This window comes from Lentzea jiangxiensis, assembly GCF_900104175.1.
GTDB lineage: Bacteria > Actinomycetota > Actinomycetes > Mycobacteriales > Pseudonocardiaceae > Lentzea > Lentzea jiangxiensis.
Genome location: NZ_FNIX01000001.1, coordinates 1,207,443 through 1,223,641, shown reverse-complemented (window position 1 = coordinate 1,223,641; position 16,199 = coordinate 1,207,443). Strand labels below are relative to the sequence as shown.

The following is a 16,199-nucleotide window of genomic DNA, read 5'->3' as shown; positions in this document are numbered from 1 at the left end:
AGAGTAGGAGACCTTAGAGTAGGTCTGTGCATACGGTGTCCGTGCTCAGCCTCAAGGGAGGCGTCGGTAAGACGACGGTGGTGCTCGGCCTCGCCTCAGCCGCTCTCCGCCGCGGCGTCCGCACTCTCGTGATCGACCTCGATCCGCAGTGCAACGCCACGTCGACGCTGGAGCCCGAGGAGTCCAAGGCGAGCATCTACGACGTCCTGCAGGACCCGTCCGAGGAGAACCTCGAACAGGCGATCCGCCCCAGCAGGTGGGGTGACGGCATCGACGTGCTGTCCGGGTCCGAGGACGCCGAGTTGCTCAACCACCCGGATCCGAACGAGTCGCGCCTGCACCGCCTGAAAGACGCGTTGCGCACGTTGCGGGACATGTACGACGAGTTCCCGTACGACCTCGTGCTGCTCGACTGCCCGCCGTCGCTGGGCCAGCTGACCCGCTCGGCGCTCGTGGCGGCCGACCGCGCCCTCCTGGTCACCGAACCGACGATGTTCGCCGTCGCGGGCGTGCAGCGGGCGTTCGAGGCGGTGCAGAACGAGCGCGAGAGCAACAACGCCGACCTGCAACCGTTGGGCGTCGTCGTGAACCGCGTGCGGCCGCGTTCGCACGAACACCAGTTCCGCATCGAAGAGCTGCGGGACATCTTCGGCCCGTTAGTCATGCCGGTGGCGTTACCGGACCGTCTGGCAGTACAACAGGCGCAGGGCGCATGCATGCCGATCCACGAGTGGGGTACTCCGGGTGCCCGTGAGGTCGCGCTGGCGTTCAACCTGCTGCTCGCCCGCATCCAGCGCATCTCGCGGAGCCGGCGCCGCGCCGTGCACCACGACTTCGACGACGACGAGATCCAGGAAGCGGTGGATGCCTGAAGGGGACACGGTCTTCCTGGCGGGCCACCGCATGCACCAGGCGCTGGCCGGGAAGACGCTGATCCGCGGTGAACTGCGTCACCCCAGACTGGCCGCGCTCGACCTGGCCGGCTTGGACGTCCTCGGCGTGCGGACGTACGGCAAGCACATGTTCACGCACTTCTCCGACGGCAACAGCCTGCGCAGCCACTTCCGCATGGACGGCTCGTGGCACCTCTACCGCCCCGGTGAGCGCTGGCGCCGGCCCGCGCACCAGGCCCGCGCGGTGTTCGAGGTCGACGACCGGCAGGCCATCGGGTTCGCGCTGCACGACATGGAGTTCGTCCCGACCTCCCGCGAAGACGAACTGATCTCGCACCTCGGACCCGATCTCCTGGCCGACGACTTCGACGCCGACGAGGCCATCCGGCGGTTGACCGCGGACCCCTCACGGCCGGTCGGGCTCGCGTTGCTGGACCAGCGCGTGATGGCCGGTGTCGGCAACCTCTACCGCGCGGAAGTGTGCTTCCTGCTGCGCGTCCTGCCGACGACACCTGTCTCGTCCGTCGACGCCTCACGAGCGGTTGCGTTGTCGCGCAAGCTCTTGCAGGCGAACCAGTGGCGGCCGGAGCAGAGCACCACCGGCGACCTCCGGGTGCAGCACTACGTGTTCGAGCGGACGGGCAAACCCTGCCTGCGTTGCCGCACAAGGGTCCGATCGGACGAGATCGACGGCAGATTCGTGTACTTCTGCCCAAAATGCCAATCCGGTTGAACCGAGGCGCTCTCCCGGCCGTGTGCCCCAATATGGCGGTAGATCTGGATGCGTTGCGCCCCGGCTTCACCGACGACCCCTACGCGGTGCTGAAGAGCCTGCGCGACGCCGGCCCCGTGCACCGGGTCGAGACCTTCGGTGTGCCGATGTGGCTCGTGACCCGCTACCCCGACGTGCGTGCCGCGTTGGACAACCCGCTGCTGTCCTCCCACGGCTCGGCGCTCGCCGAACCCCTGCGCGGCCATCCGCACTTCGCGTCGTGGTGGTTCGGCGACCTGTCCGACCACATGATGAACAGCGACGAGCCCGATCACACGCGCCTGCGCCGGGCCGTGTCGAGCCAGCTCACGCCGCGCCGCATCGCCGGCCTGCGCCCCCGGATCGAGCAGGTGGCCGCCCAACTGGCCGACTCGTTCGCCGACTCCGGGCGCTGCGACCTGATCGCGGACTTCGCCGCCCCGCTGCCCATCACCGTGATCATGGAGCTCCTGGGCGTCCCCGCCGTCGACCAGGAGAACTTCCGCTACTGGGCCGACGTGGTGACCGGCCTGGCCGACGGTGACGCGGCCTCGGCCCGCGAGGAGACCTCCGGTTACCTGCGCGACCTGGTGACCCACAAGCGCACCTCCGGCGACGACGACCTCATCGGCGGCCTGGCCAGGGCGAAGGGCGAGACCGCGCTCACCGACGACGAACTGGCCTCGCTCGCGTTCCTGCTGCTGGTGGCCGGCTACACGACCGCCGTGGACCTGGTCGGCAACGGCGCGCTGGCGCTGCTGCGCCACCCCGAGCAGCTCGAACTGCTGCAGCGCTCGTCGTCCCTGCTGCCCGGCGCCATCGAGGAGTTCCTGCGCTTCGACGGCCCGACCTCGCACGTGCTGCGGTTCGCCACGCGGCCGCTGACGATCGGCGGCGCACGGATCCCGGCCGGTGACGTGGTGCTGCTGTCCCTGGCCTCCGCCGAGCACGACCCGAACCGCTACCCGCGCGCCGACCAGCTCAACATCGAGCGGGCGGACCGCCAGCACCTGGCGTTCGGCCACGGCATCCACTTCTGCCTGGGCGCGCCGCTGGCCCGCCTGGAGGGCGAGATCGCGTTCCGGACGCTGCTGGAGCGGTGCGCCGGGCTGACCCTCGACACGTCGCGCCCGCTCGGGTGGCGGGTGTCGCTCGGGAGCCGGGGCCTGCGGGAGCTGCCGGTGACGTTCCTCGCGAAGCCCCGGACGCCGCTGGACGAGCAGGCGACGGTCAAGGTGCCTGGGCCGATGTGACGACGGCTACGCTGAGCTGGCGTTATAGGGTGAGCGCGTGGTCTACAAGCAGGTGGTTCGCAGGGCGTTGTTCGGAATGCACGGCGGCGACGCGGAGCGGGTCCACGAGACCACGCTCGACGTCATGGCTCGGCTGAGCCCGCTGGCGAGGTTCGCCCGCAACCAGGACAACCCGCGCACCGTCTTCGGCGTCCGGTTCCCGAACCCCGTGGGGCTCGCGGCGGGCCTCGACAAGGACGGGCGCGCGCTGCCGGCGTGGGCCGCGCTGGGGTTCGGGTTCGTCGAGGTCGGCACCGTCACGTGGCACGCGCAGCCGGGCAACCCGAAGCCGCGCCTGTTCCGCCTGCGCGAGGACGAGGCGATCATCAACCGGATGGGCTTCAACAACGCGGGGGCGCAAGCGCTTGCCGCGAAGCTGGACCGGACGCCCCTCAAGGCCCCGCTGGGCATCAGCCTCGGCAAGTCCAAGGTCACGCCGGTCGAAGACGCCGTGCAGGACTACCTGAACTCGCTGAACGCCCTGAAGGACCACGGCGACTACTACGCCGTCAACGTGAGCTCGCCGAACACGCCCGGCCTGCGCAGCCTGCAGGACAAGGGGGCGCTGACCGAGCTCGTCCAGACCCTCACCGCGGCCACCGCGAAGCCGATGCTGGTCAAGATCGCGCCCGACCTCACCGAGGATGCCATCGCCGAGGTCATCCAGGTGTGCATGGACAACGGCATCAAGGGCCTCATCGCCACGAACACCACCCTCAGCCGTGAGGGCCTCACGAGCGCGCACGCGTCCGAAACCGGCGGTCTCAGCGGCAAGCCCCTCACGCGGCGCGCGAACGACGTGGTCCGGTTCATCACCAAGAACAGCGACCTGCCCGTCATCGGCGTCGGTGGCATCGCGACCCCCGACGACGCCAAGCGCATGGTCGACGCCGGCGCGAGCCTCGTGCAGATCTACACCGGGTTCATCTACGAAGGCCCCGGCCTCGTGTCGAGGATCAACCGGGCACTGAGGTAGGCGCGCCCCGGCCGGTCGTCAGGTGCGGCGCGCGGCCCGGAGCCAGCGCATCACCGGGTGCAGGATCACCACGAGCAGCGAGCCCCAGACCATGCCGCCCATCTCCAGGTCGCCGATCTCGATGGTCAGGTCGCCGACCCCGGCGACCAGCGCGGCGCCGCCGACCATCGCGTTCACCGGGTTCGCGAGGTCCACGCCGCGGTCCATCCAGATCCGCACGCCGATCAGCACGATCAGGCCGTAGAGCACGAGCGTGCAGCCGCCGAGCACGCCCGGCGGGATGGTGCCGAAGAGCGCGATGGCCTTCGGGGAGAACGCCAGCGCGGCGGCGAACACCCCGGCGAACGCGAACGCCGCCGTCGTCTGCACGCGGGTCACGGCCATCACGCCGATGTTCTCGGAGTACGTCGTCGTGCCCGCGCCACCGCCCAGGCCGGACAGCGCGGTCGACAGCCCGTTCGCGATGATCGCGTCACCCGCGCTGCCGTCGAGGTTGCGGCCGGTCAGCGCCGCGACCGCCTTCACGTGGCCGACGACCTCCGCCACGAGCACGATCACCACGGGCAGCATCAGCAGCACCACGGACGGCCGCAACTCGGGCTGGTAGAGCCTCGGCAGGCCCACCCACGCCGCGTCGCGCAGCGCGGCCAGCCGTTCGGACGAGACGGCGCCGAACGCGAGGCCGCCCATCCAGACGGCCACGAAGCCGATGAGGATCGAGAACCGGAACACCAGGCCTCGGCCGAGCACGCCGGCCAGTAGGATCACCGCGGTCGTGAGCGCCGCGAGCAGGGGCTGCTCGCCGAAGTCCGAGGTGGCCCGGTGCGAGAGGTTCAGGCCGATGATGACCACGACGGCGCCGGTGACGACCGGCGGCATGACCGACTCCAGCAGCCGCACGCCGAGCGCCTTGACCGCGATGCCCACCACGATCACGAGCAGACCGGCCGCGACGACACCGCCGAGTTGCGCGGCGATGCCCTGTTCACGCGCGGCCACGAGCGGCGCCACGAAGGCGAAGGACGAGCCCAGGTAGCTCGGAACGCGGTTCTTGGTGATCACCAGGAACAGCAGCGTGCCCAGACCGGAGAACAGCAGCGTGGTGGCGACGGGAAGACCGGTGGCGGTGGGGACGATCACCGTGGCGCCGAACATCGCGACGAGGTGCTGCACCCCGAACCCGATCGTGAGCGGCCAGCTCACCCGCTCCTGGGGCGCGACGGTTTCACTGTCGGTGATCCGACCGTCCCCGTGCACGGTCCACAACGCCAACGCACTGCCTCCCGGCAATTCAGCCGGACTTCCCGCAGACCGGCCCCGGAATCCTGCCACGCCATGTAGCGGCTACGGCTAGATAACAGTCCGATAATCACACGATTGCCCTAAAGATCCCAGGGACACTCGCCGAATAGTCGTACGCAACTACACAGGGTGACAATCAATACGCTGAATAGCCTGATACATCGCGCATCGCGGACGCCAAGCCCGCCATGTGGTCCGTCGCGTCGTCCAAGACCTCGCCGGGGTTCTGGAACTGCGTGCTGGCGGCCAGCGCCTTGCCGGCCTCCGCCACCAGCGCGCAGTAGCGGTCCACGCCGTCCGCCAACTGGATCCTGAGCACCCGGACACCCTCGACCAGCGAGGCGCGCTCCAGCGGCGGAGCGGTGTCGCGGGCGCGTTCGACGGCCTGCAGCTGCGCCGACACCGCGCGGATGGCTGCGGCGGCCTCCTGGGCGGTCTGGCGGGCGTGCTGGACGGACTCCGTGGGCATCGACGTGAGCGCGGGCGAGTCGAGCTGCACCAGCAGCTGCGTCATCGCGTCCTCGGCGCTGTGCAACTTCTCCATCGGCGCGCGCGCGGCCGAGATGTGCGCGGGCAGCGGCGGACGGGGCGGGGGCGGCGGCGACAGCGCGAGCCGCTGCCGGGCGGCGCCCAGCTCCTTCAGCTTGAACCCGCTGCGGACGGCGAGGAGCCCGGGCAGGGCCGCGCCGATCGTGCCGCCGACGGTGGCCCACGTGCCGAGCACGCCGGTGAACCCGAAGACGGCGAGCGTGCCGAAGATCGTGATCAGCGCCAGCCAGAACGTCAGCACCGCGTTGGTGCGCTTGCGCTTGCGTTCGAGCTTGGCGACGGGGTCGTTCCACTTCTGCATGCGGTAGCGCGCCTGCTCGGCCAGGGGGTGGCCCTGGAGCGACGCACCCAACTCGCCGACGACCTTGCGGACGATCTCGTTGTTGGGACGGTTTCTCCAGGGCTCCATGATCACCTGCTGACTCCTCCTGCCCCGTGGCTCAGTTCTGAGCCGGCGGAACCTGCTGCTGCGTGGTCTTCTGCTCCTGCTGGACGCGCTGCGCGATCTCGGCCTGGATCTGCGCGGCGGCGCTGTTGCCCGCGGTCACCTGCTGCGGCGTGTTCGCCTGACCGCCGTGCATGGACGCGCGGATCTGCTCGAGCCGCGACGACCCGGCGAGCTGCGTGGTCGAGGCCTGCACCTCGAGCATCCGGCCCTGCACCGAGTTCTGCGCGAGCTCGGCGGACCCGATCGCGGTCGCGTAGCGCTTCTCGATCTTGTCGCGGACCTCTTCGAGCGACGGCACGTTGCCCGGTGCGGCGAGCTCGCTCATCTGCGTCAGCGAGGCGGAGACCTGCTCCTGCATCTTCGCCTGCTCGAGCTGGCTGAGGAGCTTGGTGCGCTCGGACAGCTTCTGCTGCAGCATCATCGAGTTGCGCTCGACGGCCTGCTTGGCCTGCGCCGCGGCCTGCAGCGACTGGTCGTGCAACGTCTTGAGGTCCTCGATGCCCTGCTCTGCGGTGACGAGCTGGGTGGCGAAGCCCTGCGCGGCGTTCTCGAACTGCGTGGCCTTCTGCTCGTCGCCCTTGGAGCGCGCCTCGTCGGCGAGGACGAGCGCCTGGCGAGCGGAGGCCTGCAGCTTCTCGACGTCGCCGAGCTGCCTGTTGAGCTTCATCTCCAGCTGCCGCTGGTTGCCGATGACGGCCGCGGCCTGCTGGGAGAGCGCCTGGTGCTGACGCTGCGCCTCCTCGATGGCCTGCTGGATCTGCACCTTCGGGTCAGCGTGCTCGTCGATCTTCGTCGAGAACGATGCCATCAGGTACTTCCAGAACTTCACGAACGGACTGGCCATCTCCTACGCCTGCCTTCTCGGTGCCGGTGTTGGATCCATCGTCTCAATTGTTCGTCGGGGTATCCACCGACACGGGGAGATATCCGGGAACACCCTGACCCACCCCGGGACTTAGGAGAACACGCCTGACGACGTGCCAATCCTGCCCGCACCCGCGTCCGGGGACGCGGTGACCCAGCGTGCTGATGCCAAGCCGTTGCCTGTGGTCCAGCACGCTGCCGTCGTTGTCAGTTGAACGTACGAGGACGCGTTCTTGTTGCAGACCGTCACGTGGCCCGGACCACAGGCGGTGACGTGTCACCTGAACGCAGGCGGCCCCGCCCGCCAGGTGGCGGACGGGGCCGGGAGGACGGGGGGGGTCAAGCCGCGACGACCGCCTTGGGCGTCTCGCCGATCTTGCTCGTGAGCCGGTGGCTCAGCATGGGCTGCAGGCGCAGGTCGGACAGGTCGTCCGAGAGCGTGGACGGCAGCACGCGGCCACCCTCCAGCTTGCCCCTGTCCGAACGTCCGTCCGGGACGGTGTCCGGCACCGTGTCCGGCGTCTGCTGGACGGCGCCGATGTCGGAGGCGACGTGGTGCAGCAGTTCGGACAGCGGCAGTTCCAATGCTTCGCAGATGGCCGCGAGGAGCTCGCTGGACGCCTCTTTGCGGCCGCGCTCCACCTCGGACAGGTACCCCAGGCTCACGCGGGCGGTCCGAGAGACCTCGCGCAGCGTGCGGCGTTGGTTGGTGCGGGCATGGCGAAGCCGATCACCGATCGCCTCGCGCAGCAGCACGGTCATCGCGCGCCTCCTTCCGGCCGGCCGTGTCCCTACGTTACCGATCGACACCGACAACGGTCACTGACTTCCGAACACGTCCGCCAAGGGCGAACGAACGCGGAGTCATCATTTGTTCCCGCCCGCGGTGTCCAGCAGGCAGTCCGACAGCAGGACCAGGGCTTTTTCCACAGCGCCGGAACGCACCGCCGCGCGATCACCACGCACGGTGATTGTCCGCACTGTGGACACTCCAGGCCCGCTCAAGCCGATGTGGACCGTCCCCGGAGCGACCCCGTCCTGGGGGTCGGGTCCGGCGACTCCCGTCAGCCCGATCCCCCAGTCCGATCCGCACCTCGTCCGGGCGCCTTCGGCCAGCTGAACCGCGACGTCGGGGTGCACCGCACCGTGCTCGTCGAGCAACCGCTGGTCCACGCCCGCGAGCACGTGCTTGAGCTCGGTGGCGTAGACGATCAACCCACCGCGGACCACGGCACTCGCCCCCGGTGTGTCGACGATCGTCGCGCACAGCAGACCCGCGGTCAGCGACTCCGCGGTGGCGACGGTCTGCCCGCGCGCCTTCAGCAGTGCGACGACGTCGGTCACGCCACCGCCCTACCCGCGCGGGCCTTCAACTTGAACGCTCGGACGACGTAATCGATTCCCGTCACGACGGTGAGGACGAGGGCGACCACCACGATCACCCAGGCGATCAGCTGCAGCACGTCGTTCTGCGGGAGCACGAACAACCCGATCGCGACGACCTGCGCCAGTGTCTTGGCCTTGCCGCCGCGGCTCGCCGGGATCACGCCGTAGCGGATCACCCAGAACCGCAGCAGCGTGATGCCTATCTCGCGCACGGCGATGGTGATCGTGATCCACCACGGCAGCACGTCGAGGATGCTCAGGCCGACCAGCGCCGACCCGGTCAGCGCCTTGTCCGCGATCGGATCGGCGATCTTGCCGAAGTCGGTGATCAGCCCGTGCTTGCGCGCGAGCGTGCCGTCGATGTGGTCGGTGAAGCTCGCGACCGCGAAGATCGCGAACGCGATGAGGCGCCACGTGGTGTCGAAGCCACCCGCCTCGAACAGGGAGAACAGGAAGACCGGAACGAGCGCCAGCCGCGCCATCGTGAGGATGTTCGCGACGTTGAGCAGCGGGACCTTCCGGGCCTCCGTCATGTCGGGATTACCTCGACGATCAGGTCCACGCCCTCGGAGTCGACCACGCGGCAGCGCACGAAGTCACCGCGCTTGAGCCCTTCGGCCTCCAGCACGATGCACTCGCCGTCGACCTCGGGCGCCTGGTGCTCGGCGCGGCCGACGCAGTCGTTCTCGTCGTCCTCCTCGGTCTCGACCAGCACCGTGACCTCGGTGCCGACCCGGTCCTCCGCGCGCTGGCTGGTGAGCTCCTCGACGAGGTTGCCGATGCGCTGCACGCGCTCCGCGATGGTGTCCGCGTCGAGCTTGCCGTCGAGCTCCTCGGCCTCGGTGCCGTCCTCGTCGGAGTAGCCGAAGATGCCGACCGCGTCGAGGCGCGCCTCGGTCAGGAACCGCTCCAGCTCCCGCAGGTCCTCCTCGGTCTCGCCGGGGAAGCCCACGATGAAGTTGCTGCGGATGCCGGCCTCGGGCGCGTGCTCGCGGATCTGCCACACGAGCTTGAGGAAGCTGTCCGTGTCACCGAACCGGCGCATGCGCCGCAGCACGTTCTCGCTGGAGTGCTGGAACGACATGTCGAAGTAGTTCGCGACCTTGTCGGTCTTCGCGATGGCGGCGACGAGGCTCGGCTTGGTCTCGGCCGGCTGTAGGTAGCTCACCCGCACGCGCTCGACGCCGGGGATGCTCGCCAGACGCGGCAGCAGCTGCTCCAGCGCACCCTGCTCGCGCGGCAGGTCCTTGCCGTAGCTCGTGGAGTTCTCGCTGACGAGGAACAGCTCCTTGACGCCGTTCTCGGCGAGCCACATGGCCTCGGCCACGACCTCGTCCGGGTGCCGCGAGACGAACGCGCCGCGGAAGCTCGGGATGGCGCAGAAGCTGCACCGCCGGTCGCAGCCCGACGCGATCTTCAACGGTGCCACGGGGGCGTCGTCGAGGCGCTTGCGGGGCGTCTTGGTGGGCCCCCAGCCGTGGCCGGGCACCTGCACGGCGTCCTTGGCCTCCTGGCGCTTGACCGGCGTGATGGGCAGCAGCGTGCGGCGGTCGACCGGCACGTGCGACTCGACGGGCTTGCCGTGCAGCACGTCCTGCAGCCGCTCGGCGAGGTCGTTGTACTGGTCGAAGCCGAGGACCGCGGCCGCCTCTGGGAGGCTGTCCGCGAGCTCCTTGCCGTAGCGCTCCGCCATGCACCCGACCGCGACGACCTTGGCGCCGGTGTCGGACGCGGCGAGCAGCGTGTCGACCGAGTCCTTCTTCGCCTGCTCGACGAAGCCGCACGTGTTCACGACGACGACGTCGGCGCCCTCGTCCACCAGCTCCCAGCCGCCTTCGCCGAGGCGTCCGGCGAGCTCTTCGGAGTCGACCTCGTTGCGGGCGCAGCCCAGGGTCAGCAGCGACACGCGTCGCGGAGTGGCGGGAGAAGACACGGCGCTCAGCGTAACCGCCCCACGTCTGGGCGCTTGAACTCAGTGCTTCCGAACGACCTCGACGAGCCGCCACACGTCACTCGACGGGTTGTCCGAGCCCAGCGCCTTGGCCCGCTCGACCGCCTGGTCGACGCGCTCCGCGAGCACGGCGAAGTCGAGCGCGCCTTTCGCATAGCCAGGCATGTGCTTGCGCAGTTTCTCGGCGGCAGCCTTCGGGCTGGAGATCCCCGCGGTGCAGTCCGCGAAGTGCAGGATCAGCCACACCTCGAAGCACGGGTTCGACACTGCCAGCGAAATCCCTTCCGCGCCGGCCGCGGCGACGGCTTCGCCGATGTCGAACTCGTCGACGTCGACGACACACCAGTACTCGTCGAAACCGCCTCGGTCGGCTTGGCGCCGCTTCGCCGCGTACCTGACGAGCTGCGCTGGTGAGCCGACCTTGACCACAGGTTTCAAGGTCACCGGCTTGGACAGCCGCTTCATCCCGTCGAGGTATGCCTGCTCGGTTTGTCCGCAGCACACGGCGAGCACACGGCTTGTGGAGATTCTCGAAGGTGTCCGGCGTCGGGACGAATTTTCACGTCGCGCCATCAGCACCACGCAAAACCGCCGAGATGAGCGTCTCGGCCTGCACGTCCGGAATGCCCCCGTAGCTTCCTCCCAGGTAGCGGCGTTCCAGGTTCTCGCCTTCTTTCCGCGGCTTGAAATCCGTCAACGGGTACAGCTCAGAGGCACCGTCTTCGTCCTTTGTCACGAACCAGACGTCTTCGCGGGTGAGCACTGCATCTCCCAGCACCGGGCTGAGCAAGCTCGCGTCGTGCGTCGTGAACAGGAGCTGCGCACCGTTCGGGTTCGCTTCCGCGTCGCGAAACAGACCGACCAGAGCTGCCGTCAAGCGTGGATGCAGACTGGCATCGATCTCGTCGATGGCCAGTAAACCGCCGCTTCGCAACGTCAGCAGCACCTGCGGCAGCAGCATCAACCACGACAGCGTTCCAGCGGACTCCTCGTCGAGGTCGAAAGCGTGCCCCTGTGGTCCGTGAGTCAGCCTGACGCGGTTTGCCACCTGCCCGAGCACGTGAGGCAGATCATGGTCGTCCACGAGTTCATCGGCCGACTTCGGCACGTGGAAACTGATCCCGCTGACACCGAGATCAGCGAGCCTGAGCAACTCGGTGAGCTTGATCGCCAAGGAGCGCTCTGATTGGAGGAATCGAGCGACCGCAGCCTGATTGAACCTCGTGCGCACCTCGTTGCGGAACACCACGTCTTCTGCGAACCAGCGGAACACGGGCAGCACGACCTCGAAGCCGGACTGCGCGGCCAAGCTGAGCAGCAGAGCGTTCGGCCGGAGCAGCCCACCGAGCAACTCGGTGATGGCGGCACTCCCAGCCACCGTGCTGCCGAACTTGATGGTGCTCCCCTGCCGTTCGAACAACACCCGCCTGCGTTTTTCCGGGTAGCTGTACAGCCACTCCTCCAGCACCCGCTCGTCATCCACCTCGAAGCCGTAGGTGTGCCGGACATCAGCGATGATCAACTCGACCACGAAGACCGACGGCTCCCGCCGACGACCCGGATCGAGCTTGAACGGCCGCCTGGGCACCCCGCCACCGGGCGCCCACGCCGCGAACGACTCACGCACCGCGTCCGCCATGAACTCGAGCCCGTCGAGCAGGTTGGACTTGCCGGAAGCGTTCGCACCGTAGATGGCCGCGACGGGCAGTACCGAGCGCTCGTTCGAGTAGAGCGGCATGAGCAACAACTCATGCTCTTCCCGAAACGAGCGGTAGTTGCCGACCCGGAAGCTGCGCAGCACGTCATCCACCTCCCACAGACCGTTCTGCGCAATTAAACCGCAGAGATCGGCCTGTAGCTGACAGCCTGGGCGTGTTTCACGACTTGGACCTCTGCTGGCTACCACGCCAGGAGCGGCGCCCATACTTGACGGTTGTGACCAGTGGGGTAGTCGTGCGGCGCGCCCGCACCAGCGACGTGCGCGCCATGAAGACGTTGATCGACGGGTACGCGGGCAAGGTCCTGCTGGCCAAACCCCTGGTCACGCTGTACGAGGCGGTCCAGGAGTTCTGGGTGGCCGAGGAGGACGGCGAGCTGCTCGGCGTCGGTGCCCTGCACGTGATGTGGGAGGACCTGGCCGAGATCCGCAGCGTGGCGGTGTCCCCGATGGCGCTCGGCCGGGGTGTCGGTCACCGGATCGTGGCGCAGCTCATCGCGACGGCCAAGGAGCTGCAGCTCACGCGCATCTTCGTGCTGACGTTCGAGACCAGGTTCTTCGCCAAGCACGGGTTCGTGGAGATCGAGGGCACGCCGGTGAGCCCCGAGGTCTACGAGGAGATCATGCGGTCGGTGGACGAGGGTGTCGCCGAGTTCCTCGACCTGAGCTACGTGAAGCCGAACACGCTCGGCAACAGCAGGATGCTCCTGGAGCTGTAACTATTCGAGTGATCACTCGAATAGTCTTGACTCACATAACGCGGGCACGCCAGGATCGGTGGTGTGCCCGAATCGCTCACCGTCGACGAGCTCGCCGCCCGGATCGGCCTGCCCAGCAGCACCATTCGCATGTACCAGACGAAGGGTGTGCTGCACGCGCCGAGACGGCAGGGGCGCGTGGCGTACTACGACGCCTCGCACGTCGAGCGGCTGACGTTGGTGCAGCGGTTGCAGCAGCGGGGGTTCTCGCTGCCCGCGATCGCCGAGCTGATCGCGGCACGGGAGAAGGGCGAGTCGGTCGCCGCGGTGCTCGGCATGGGCGAGGCCGACGGGCCCGACGACTGGGTTCGGATCAAGGTGCGCGACATCCGGCACCTCGTTCCGATGGGAGACGTCCAACCGCGACTCCTCCTCCGGGCTATGCGGTTGGGCTTGGTGCGGTGGAAGTACGGCTGGCCGCACGCGCGTCGCTGGGCACTCGAGGCGGGCGGCAGGCTCGCCGGCCTCCGGGTGCCCAGCGATGACGTCATGGACAGCTTCACGCGCCTGCGCACGGCGACCGACGCGGTGGCGGCGGACTTCGTGCGGTTGTTCGAGCGGCAGTTCTGGCCGGAGCTCGCGCGCAAGGCCGGTGACGAGAACCAGCTGGAGAACGTGCGGGCGTTGCTCGTCGAGCTCACGTACACGGCGGAGACCGCGGTGGTGGGGACGCTGCGGGAGTCGATCCGGGACGCCGCCGAGGAGTTCGCGTCGCGGCACGGGCTGCTGCCCAGCGACGACTACCAGCCCGCGTGGGCGGAGCAGCCGCTGCCGCCGATCGCCGAGAACCTCATGGACCCGGCGGGCGACCTGCCGAGCGAGCAGGAGATCGAGAACTTCCTGAGACGGGGGGACGAGGATGAGCCTGGTCGCTGACCCCGCCTGGCACGCGCAGGTCCGGGACGAAGGCCTCGTCGTGTACGCGGGTGCGGACCTCGCGTACCTGATCCCGGACCTGCCGAAGGCGGTGGCCGTGGCGCTGGCGGGACTGTTCGAGCCGGTGCCGGGGGGAGTGGCTCGGACGGTCGACGAGAGCCGGGTCGGGGAACCGGCTCGCCGGTACCTGGCCCAGCTGAGGACCCTGGGCGCTCTCCGCCCGGCCGGGTTGCCGGCCGACGACGTGGACGGGCCGGTGGCGGTCGGCACGCGCGTCGTCGGACGGGCACCCGCCGGGCTGGCGGAGCGGCTGCCGCACCACGAGAACCCGGACCTCCTGCTCGTCGTGCGGACGACCGGCACGTTGCTCGACCTGGTCGAGGTGGCGCGGGAGACGAAGGTCCCGCACCTCCTGCTGGACCTCGCGTACCACCACACCGCCGCCATCGGACCCTTCGTGGTGCCCGGTGCCGGCGCGTGCCTGGCGTGCCTCGCCGTGCGGGCGGGACGGCGGTGGGGAGATCCGCCGCCTCCCCCGCACCCGGCGGCGCTGCGGCACGAGTTCCCGCTCTCGCTCGCGGAGCAGGCGGTCCGGAACATCCGCAACGGCTCGCTGGCACTGCTCGACACGGTCGTCACCGTGAACCTCGACGAGTTCACGACCACGCGTGAGAGCGTGCTGCCCGCGGCCGGCTGCGAGGTCTGCCCGACGGTGGAGCTCGGGCGCGTGACACTTCCTTGGGGGGACCATGAACGCGACGGCAGTCCGGTTACCTGACCAGTTCTCACCCGGTGCGGCCGCCACGAGCGCCGCGACGCCCACCTGTTGCTGCTGTTGTTGCTGCTGCGCGGTTTCCTCGGTCGGCGCGGCCGTGCACATCCCCGTCGCCCTGCACCGCGACACCCGGGACCTCGAACGCCCTCGCGGCGCTCTCGTCCTCCCCGCCGCGGTCTTCCCGTTGCTCGTCATCGTGCTGCCGTTCGCCACGACGGGCGCGATCTTCGGCCTGCCCTGGGGCTGGTGGCTCGGCGGTTTCGGGGTGGCGCTCGCGTGGGCCGTCGCGTCGGGGTTCGTCGCCCGGTCACCGAAGCCGTGGATGAGCCTGCTCAGGCTGCTCGGCTGGTCGTTGCTCTGGTGCGTCGAGCCGTTCGTGGTGCTGGTGGTGCTCGGGCCCGTCGCGCAAGCGGGTGAAGCGGGCGCCTGGATCGGCGGTGCGCTCTACATCGGCGGGGCGTCGGCCTTCGGGTACTGGCTCTTCCGGCACCACCGGGTGCCGCGGTGAGGACCGTCGCGGAGGCGCTGGCCGAGCGCGCGGTCGGCTGGCGGCAGGGCGTGGTGGCGCAGCTGCACCCGTTGCCGCACAGCCTGTCCGATGTGGACGTCGAAGGCTGGGCCGCCGTGCCCGAGCCGTTCGCCGCCGGCGGCACCTCGGGCGGTGCGGACGAGGTGGCCGCGATCGCCGAGGCACTGGAACGGCACGCCGCCGCCCGCGCACCGCTGGAGATCGTCACCACCGGCGAGTGCTGGCCGTTGGAACACTTCAGCCTGCACACAGTCGAACAGCGCGTGTCACCGAACTACCGCTATCGCAAGGGATACGTCGACACGCCGTACACGCGCGCCTGGACGTTGCCCGCCAACGAACCGATCCGCGTGCCCGCCGGACTCGTGGGCCTCGACGCCTCGTACGGCCTGCCCACGACGTCCTCGGGCCTGGCGGCCGGCCCGTCGACGACCAACGCGCTGCTGCGAGCCGTCCAGGAACTGGTCGAACGCGACGCCTTCACCACCACCTGGCTGCACTCCCTCGCGCCGCAGCGGTTTCCGGCCGACCTCCCGCACGGTGCCCAGGCCTTCGACCTCACCCCCGCCTACAGCCCGCACCCCGTGGTCGCGGTGGCGGGCTCCCTCCCGATCGCGGGCAAGCCCCGCCCCACTCTGGGCCTGGCCTGCCGCGCCACGGTCGCGGAAGCGCTCCGCAAGGCCTACGAGGAATGGGTGCAGGGCACCGTGTTCGTCGAGGTGTGGCTGGCGCGCCACGGCGACGAGCCAGTCGAGGAGGCCACCGACTTCGACCGGCACGCCGCCTACTACGCCACCCACCCGGCGGAGTGGGGCGCGCTGCCGTGGTTGCGGGGCTTCGAGACGGACCCGCCACCCGACGCCGAGGCCCGCGGCACCGCGGCGGAGCTCACCCAACTGGTGCACGCCTTGGACGGCGCCGGAATCCGGCTCGCCTACCGCGAGCTGACCACGCCGGAGCTCTCGGCCGTGGGGCTGCACTGCGTCCGCGTCCTGTCCCCCGACCTGGCACCGCTGCACGCCGACCACCGCTGGCCCCACCTGGGCGGCCGGGCCCGCGAGCTGGCCTGGCGCTACCCGCACGCCTCACCGGGCGCGTTCCCCAATCCCGCACCGCATCCGCTGGGGTGAAG

Annotated in this window: 18 protein-coding genes; 9 read left to right on the top strand and 9 right to left on the bottom strand. The window is 69.6% G+C overall.

The genetic code is table 11. The annotated features are described in order from the left end of the window. Nucleotides 1-26: 26 nt before the first annotated feature. Genes BLQ91_RS06085 through BLQ91_RS06070 form a run of 4 tightly spaced genes read left to right on the top strand, consistent with a single transcriptional unit; the run spans nucleotide 27 to nucleotide 3,912 of the window. Entirely contained in the window at nucleotides 27-872 is an 846-nt protein-coding gene (locus tag BLQ91_RS06085) for a ParA family protein (RefSeq protein ID WP_090095600.1), read from the top strand. Beyond that, a complete protein-coding gene (locus tag BLQ91_RS06080) occupies nucleotides 865-1,626 on the top strand; it encodes a DNA-formamidopyrimidine glycosylase family protein (RefSeq protein WP_090095599.1) in 762 nt (253 codons plus the stop codon). The genes BLQ91_RS06085 and BLQ91_RS06080 overlap by 8 nt, the downstream gene beginning before the upstream one ends. Nucleotides 1,627-1,658: 32 nt before the next feature. Then, the gene (locus BLQ91_RS06075; protein WP_176959579.1) at nucleotides 1,659-2,897 is read left to right on the top strand and encodes a cytochrome P450 family protein; all 1,239 of its coding nucleotides are present in this window, start codon (nucleotides 1,659-1,661) and stop codon (nucleotides 2,895-2,897) included. A gap of 37 nt (nucleotides 2,898-2,934) precedes the next feature. Beyond that, on the top strand, nucleotides 2,935-3,912 hold the full coding sequence (locus BLQ91_RS06070) for a quinone-dependent dihydroorotate dehydrogenase (RefSeq protein WP_090095595.1): 978 nt from the start codon (nucleotides 2,935-2,937) through the stop codon (nucleotides 3,910-3,912). A gap of 18 nt (nucleotides 3,913-3,930) precedes the next feature. Here BLQ91_RS06070 and BLQ91_RS06065 read toward each other — a convergent pair whose 3' ends face one another. The 9 genes from BLQ91_RS06065 to BLQ91_RS06025 all read right to left on the bottom strand — a co-directional run bounded on the left by BLQ91_RS06065 (nucleotide 3,931) and on the right by BLQ91_RS06025 (nucleotide 12,213). Continuing rightward, nucleotides 3,931-5,115: a uracil-xanthine permease family protein gene (locus tag BLQ91_RS06065; RefSeq protein WP_342670612.1), complete on the bottom strand. Its 1,185-nt coding sequence runs from the start codon at nucleotides 5,113-5,115 to the stop codon at nucleotides 3,931-3,933. 235 nt (nucleotides 5,116-5,350) lie between these two features. Beyond that, nucleotides 5,351-6,172 (bottom strand): phage shock envelope stress response protein PspM, encoded by an 822-nt coding sequence (gene pspM, locus BLQ91_RS06060; protein ID WP_090096026.1) that lies wholly within the window; start codon nucleotides 6,170-6,172, stop codon nucleotides 5,351-5,353. Nucleotides 6,173-6,203: 31 nt separating this feature from the next. Then, a complete protein-coding gene (locus BLQ91_RS06055; RefSeq protein ID WP_090095593.1) occupies nucleotides 6,204-7,055 on the bottom strand; it encodes a PspA/IM30 family protein in 852 nt (283 codons plus the stop codon). Nucleotides 7,056-7,414: 359 nt separating this feature from the next. Beyond that, nucleotides 7,415-7,837, bottom strand: coding sequence for a helix-turn-helix domain-containing protein (locus tag BLQ91_RS06050; protein WP_090095592.1), 423 nt, complete (start codon nucleotides 7,835-7,837; stop codon nucleotides 7,415-7,417). A 105-nt stretch (nucleotides 7,838-7,942) separates the two neighbouring features. After that, nucleotides 7,943-8,419, bottom strand: a complete 477-nt coding sequence (locus BLQ91_RS06045) for a CinA family protein (protein ID WP_090095591.1) — start codon at nucleotides 8,417-8,419, stop codon at nucleotides 7,943-7,945. Next, on the bottom strand, nucleotides 8,416-8,994 hold the full coding sequence (pgsA, locus tag BLQ91_RS06040; protein ID WP_090095590.1) for a CDP-diacylglycerol--glycerol-3-phosphate 3-phosphatidyltransferase: 579 nt from the start codon (nucleotides 8,992-8,994) through the stop codon (nucleotides 8,416-8,418). Before pgsA ends, BLQ91_RS06045 begins: the two co-directional genes overlap by 4 nt. After that, nucleotides 8,991-10,394, bottom strand: a complete 1,404-nt coding sequence (gene rimO, locus BLQ91_RS06035) for a 30S ribosomal protein S12 methylthiotransferase RimO (protein WP_176959578.1) — start codon at nucleotides 10,392-10,394, stop codon at nucleotides 8,991-8,993. The genes pgsA and rimO overlap by 4 nt, the downstream gene beginning before the upstream one ends. Before the next feature lie 39 nt (nucleotides 10,395-10,433). Further along, nucleotides 10,434-10,985, bottom strand: a complete 552-nt coding sequence (locus BLQ91_RS06030; RefSeq protein WP_090096025.1) for an RloB family protein — start codon at nucleotides 10,983-10,985, stop codon at nucleotides 10,434-10,436. Then, complete coding sequence (locus BLQ91_RS06025) at nucleotides 10,972-12,213, bottom strand: AAA family ATPase (protein WP_176959577.1); 1,242 nt, start codon at nucleotides 12,211-12,213, stop codon at nucleotides 10,972-10,974. Before BLQ91_RS06025 ends, BLQ91_RS06030 begins: the two co-directional genes overlap by 14 nt. Nucleotides 12,214-12,347: 134 nt before the next feature. On the opposite strand from BLQ91_RS06025, the gene BLQ91_RS06020 reads away from it, so the two are divergent. From BLQ91_RS06020 to BLQ91_RS06000, 5 genes are all read left to right on the top strand, one after another. Continuing rightward, nucleotides 12,348-12,848, top strand: a complete 501-nt coding sequence (locus BLQ91_RS06020; RefSeq protein WP_090095585.1) for an amino-acid N-acetyltransferase — start codon at nucleotides 12,348-12,350, stop codon at nucleotides 12,846-12,848. 63 nt (nucleotides 12,849-12,911) lie between these two features. Continuing rightward, nucleotides 12,912-13,763 (top strand): MerR family transcriptional regulator, encoded by an 852-nt coding sequence (locus BLQ91_RS06015; protein ID WP_245733154.1) that lies wholly within the window; start codon nucleotides 12,912-12,914, stop codon nucleotides 13,761-13,763. Next, entirely contained in the window at nucleotides 13,747-14,541 is a 795-nt protein-coding gene (locus BLQ91_RS06010; RefSeq protein ID WP_090095581.1) for a hypothetical protein, read from the top strand. Before BLQ91_RS06015 ends, BLQ91_RS06010 begins: the two co-directional genes overlap by 17 nt. A gap of 94 nt (nucleotides 14,542-14,635) precedes the next feature. Beyond that, nucleotides 14,636-15,046 carry a hypothetical protein gene (locus tag BLQ91_RS06005; RefSeq protein WP_090095580.1) on the top strand — a complete coding sequence of 137 codons (411 nt, stop codon included), beginning with the start codon at nucleotides 14,636-14,638 and terminating at the stop codon, nucleotides 15,044-15,046. Next, nucleotides 15,043-16,197 carry a YcaO-like family protein gene (locus tag BLQ91_RS06000; RefSeq protein ID WP_176959576.1) on the top strand — a complete coding sequence of 385 codons (1,155 nt, stop codon included), beginning with the start codon at nucleotides 15,043-15,045 and terminating at the stop codon, nucleotides 16,195-16,197. The genes BLQ91_RS06005 and BLQ91_RS06000 overlap by 4 nt, the downstream gene beginning before the upstream one ends. The last annotated feature ends 2 nt before the right edge of the window (nucleotides 16,198-16,199 follow it).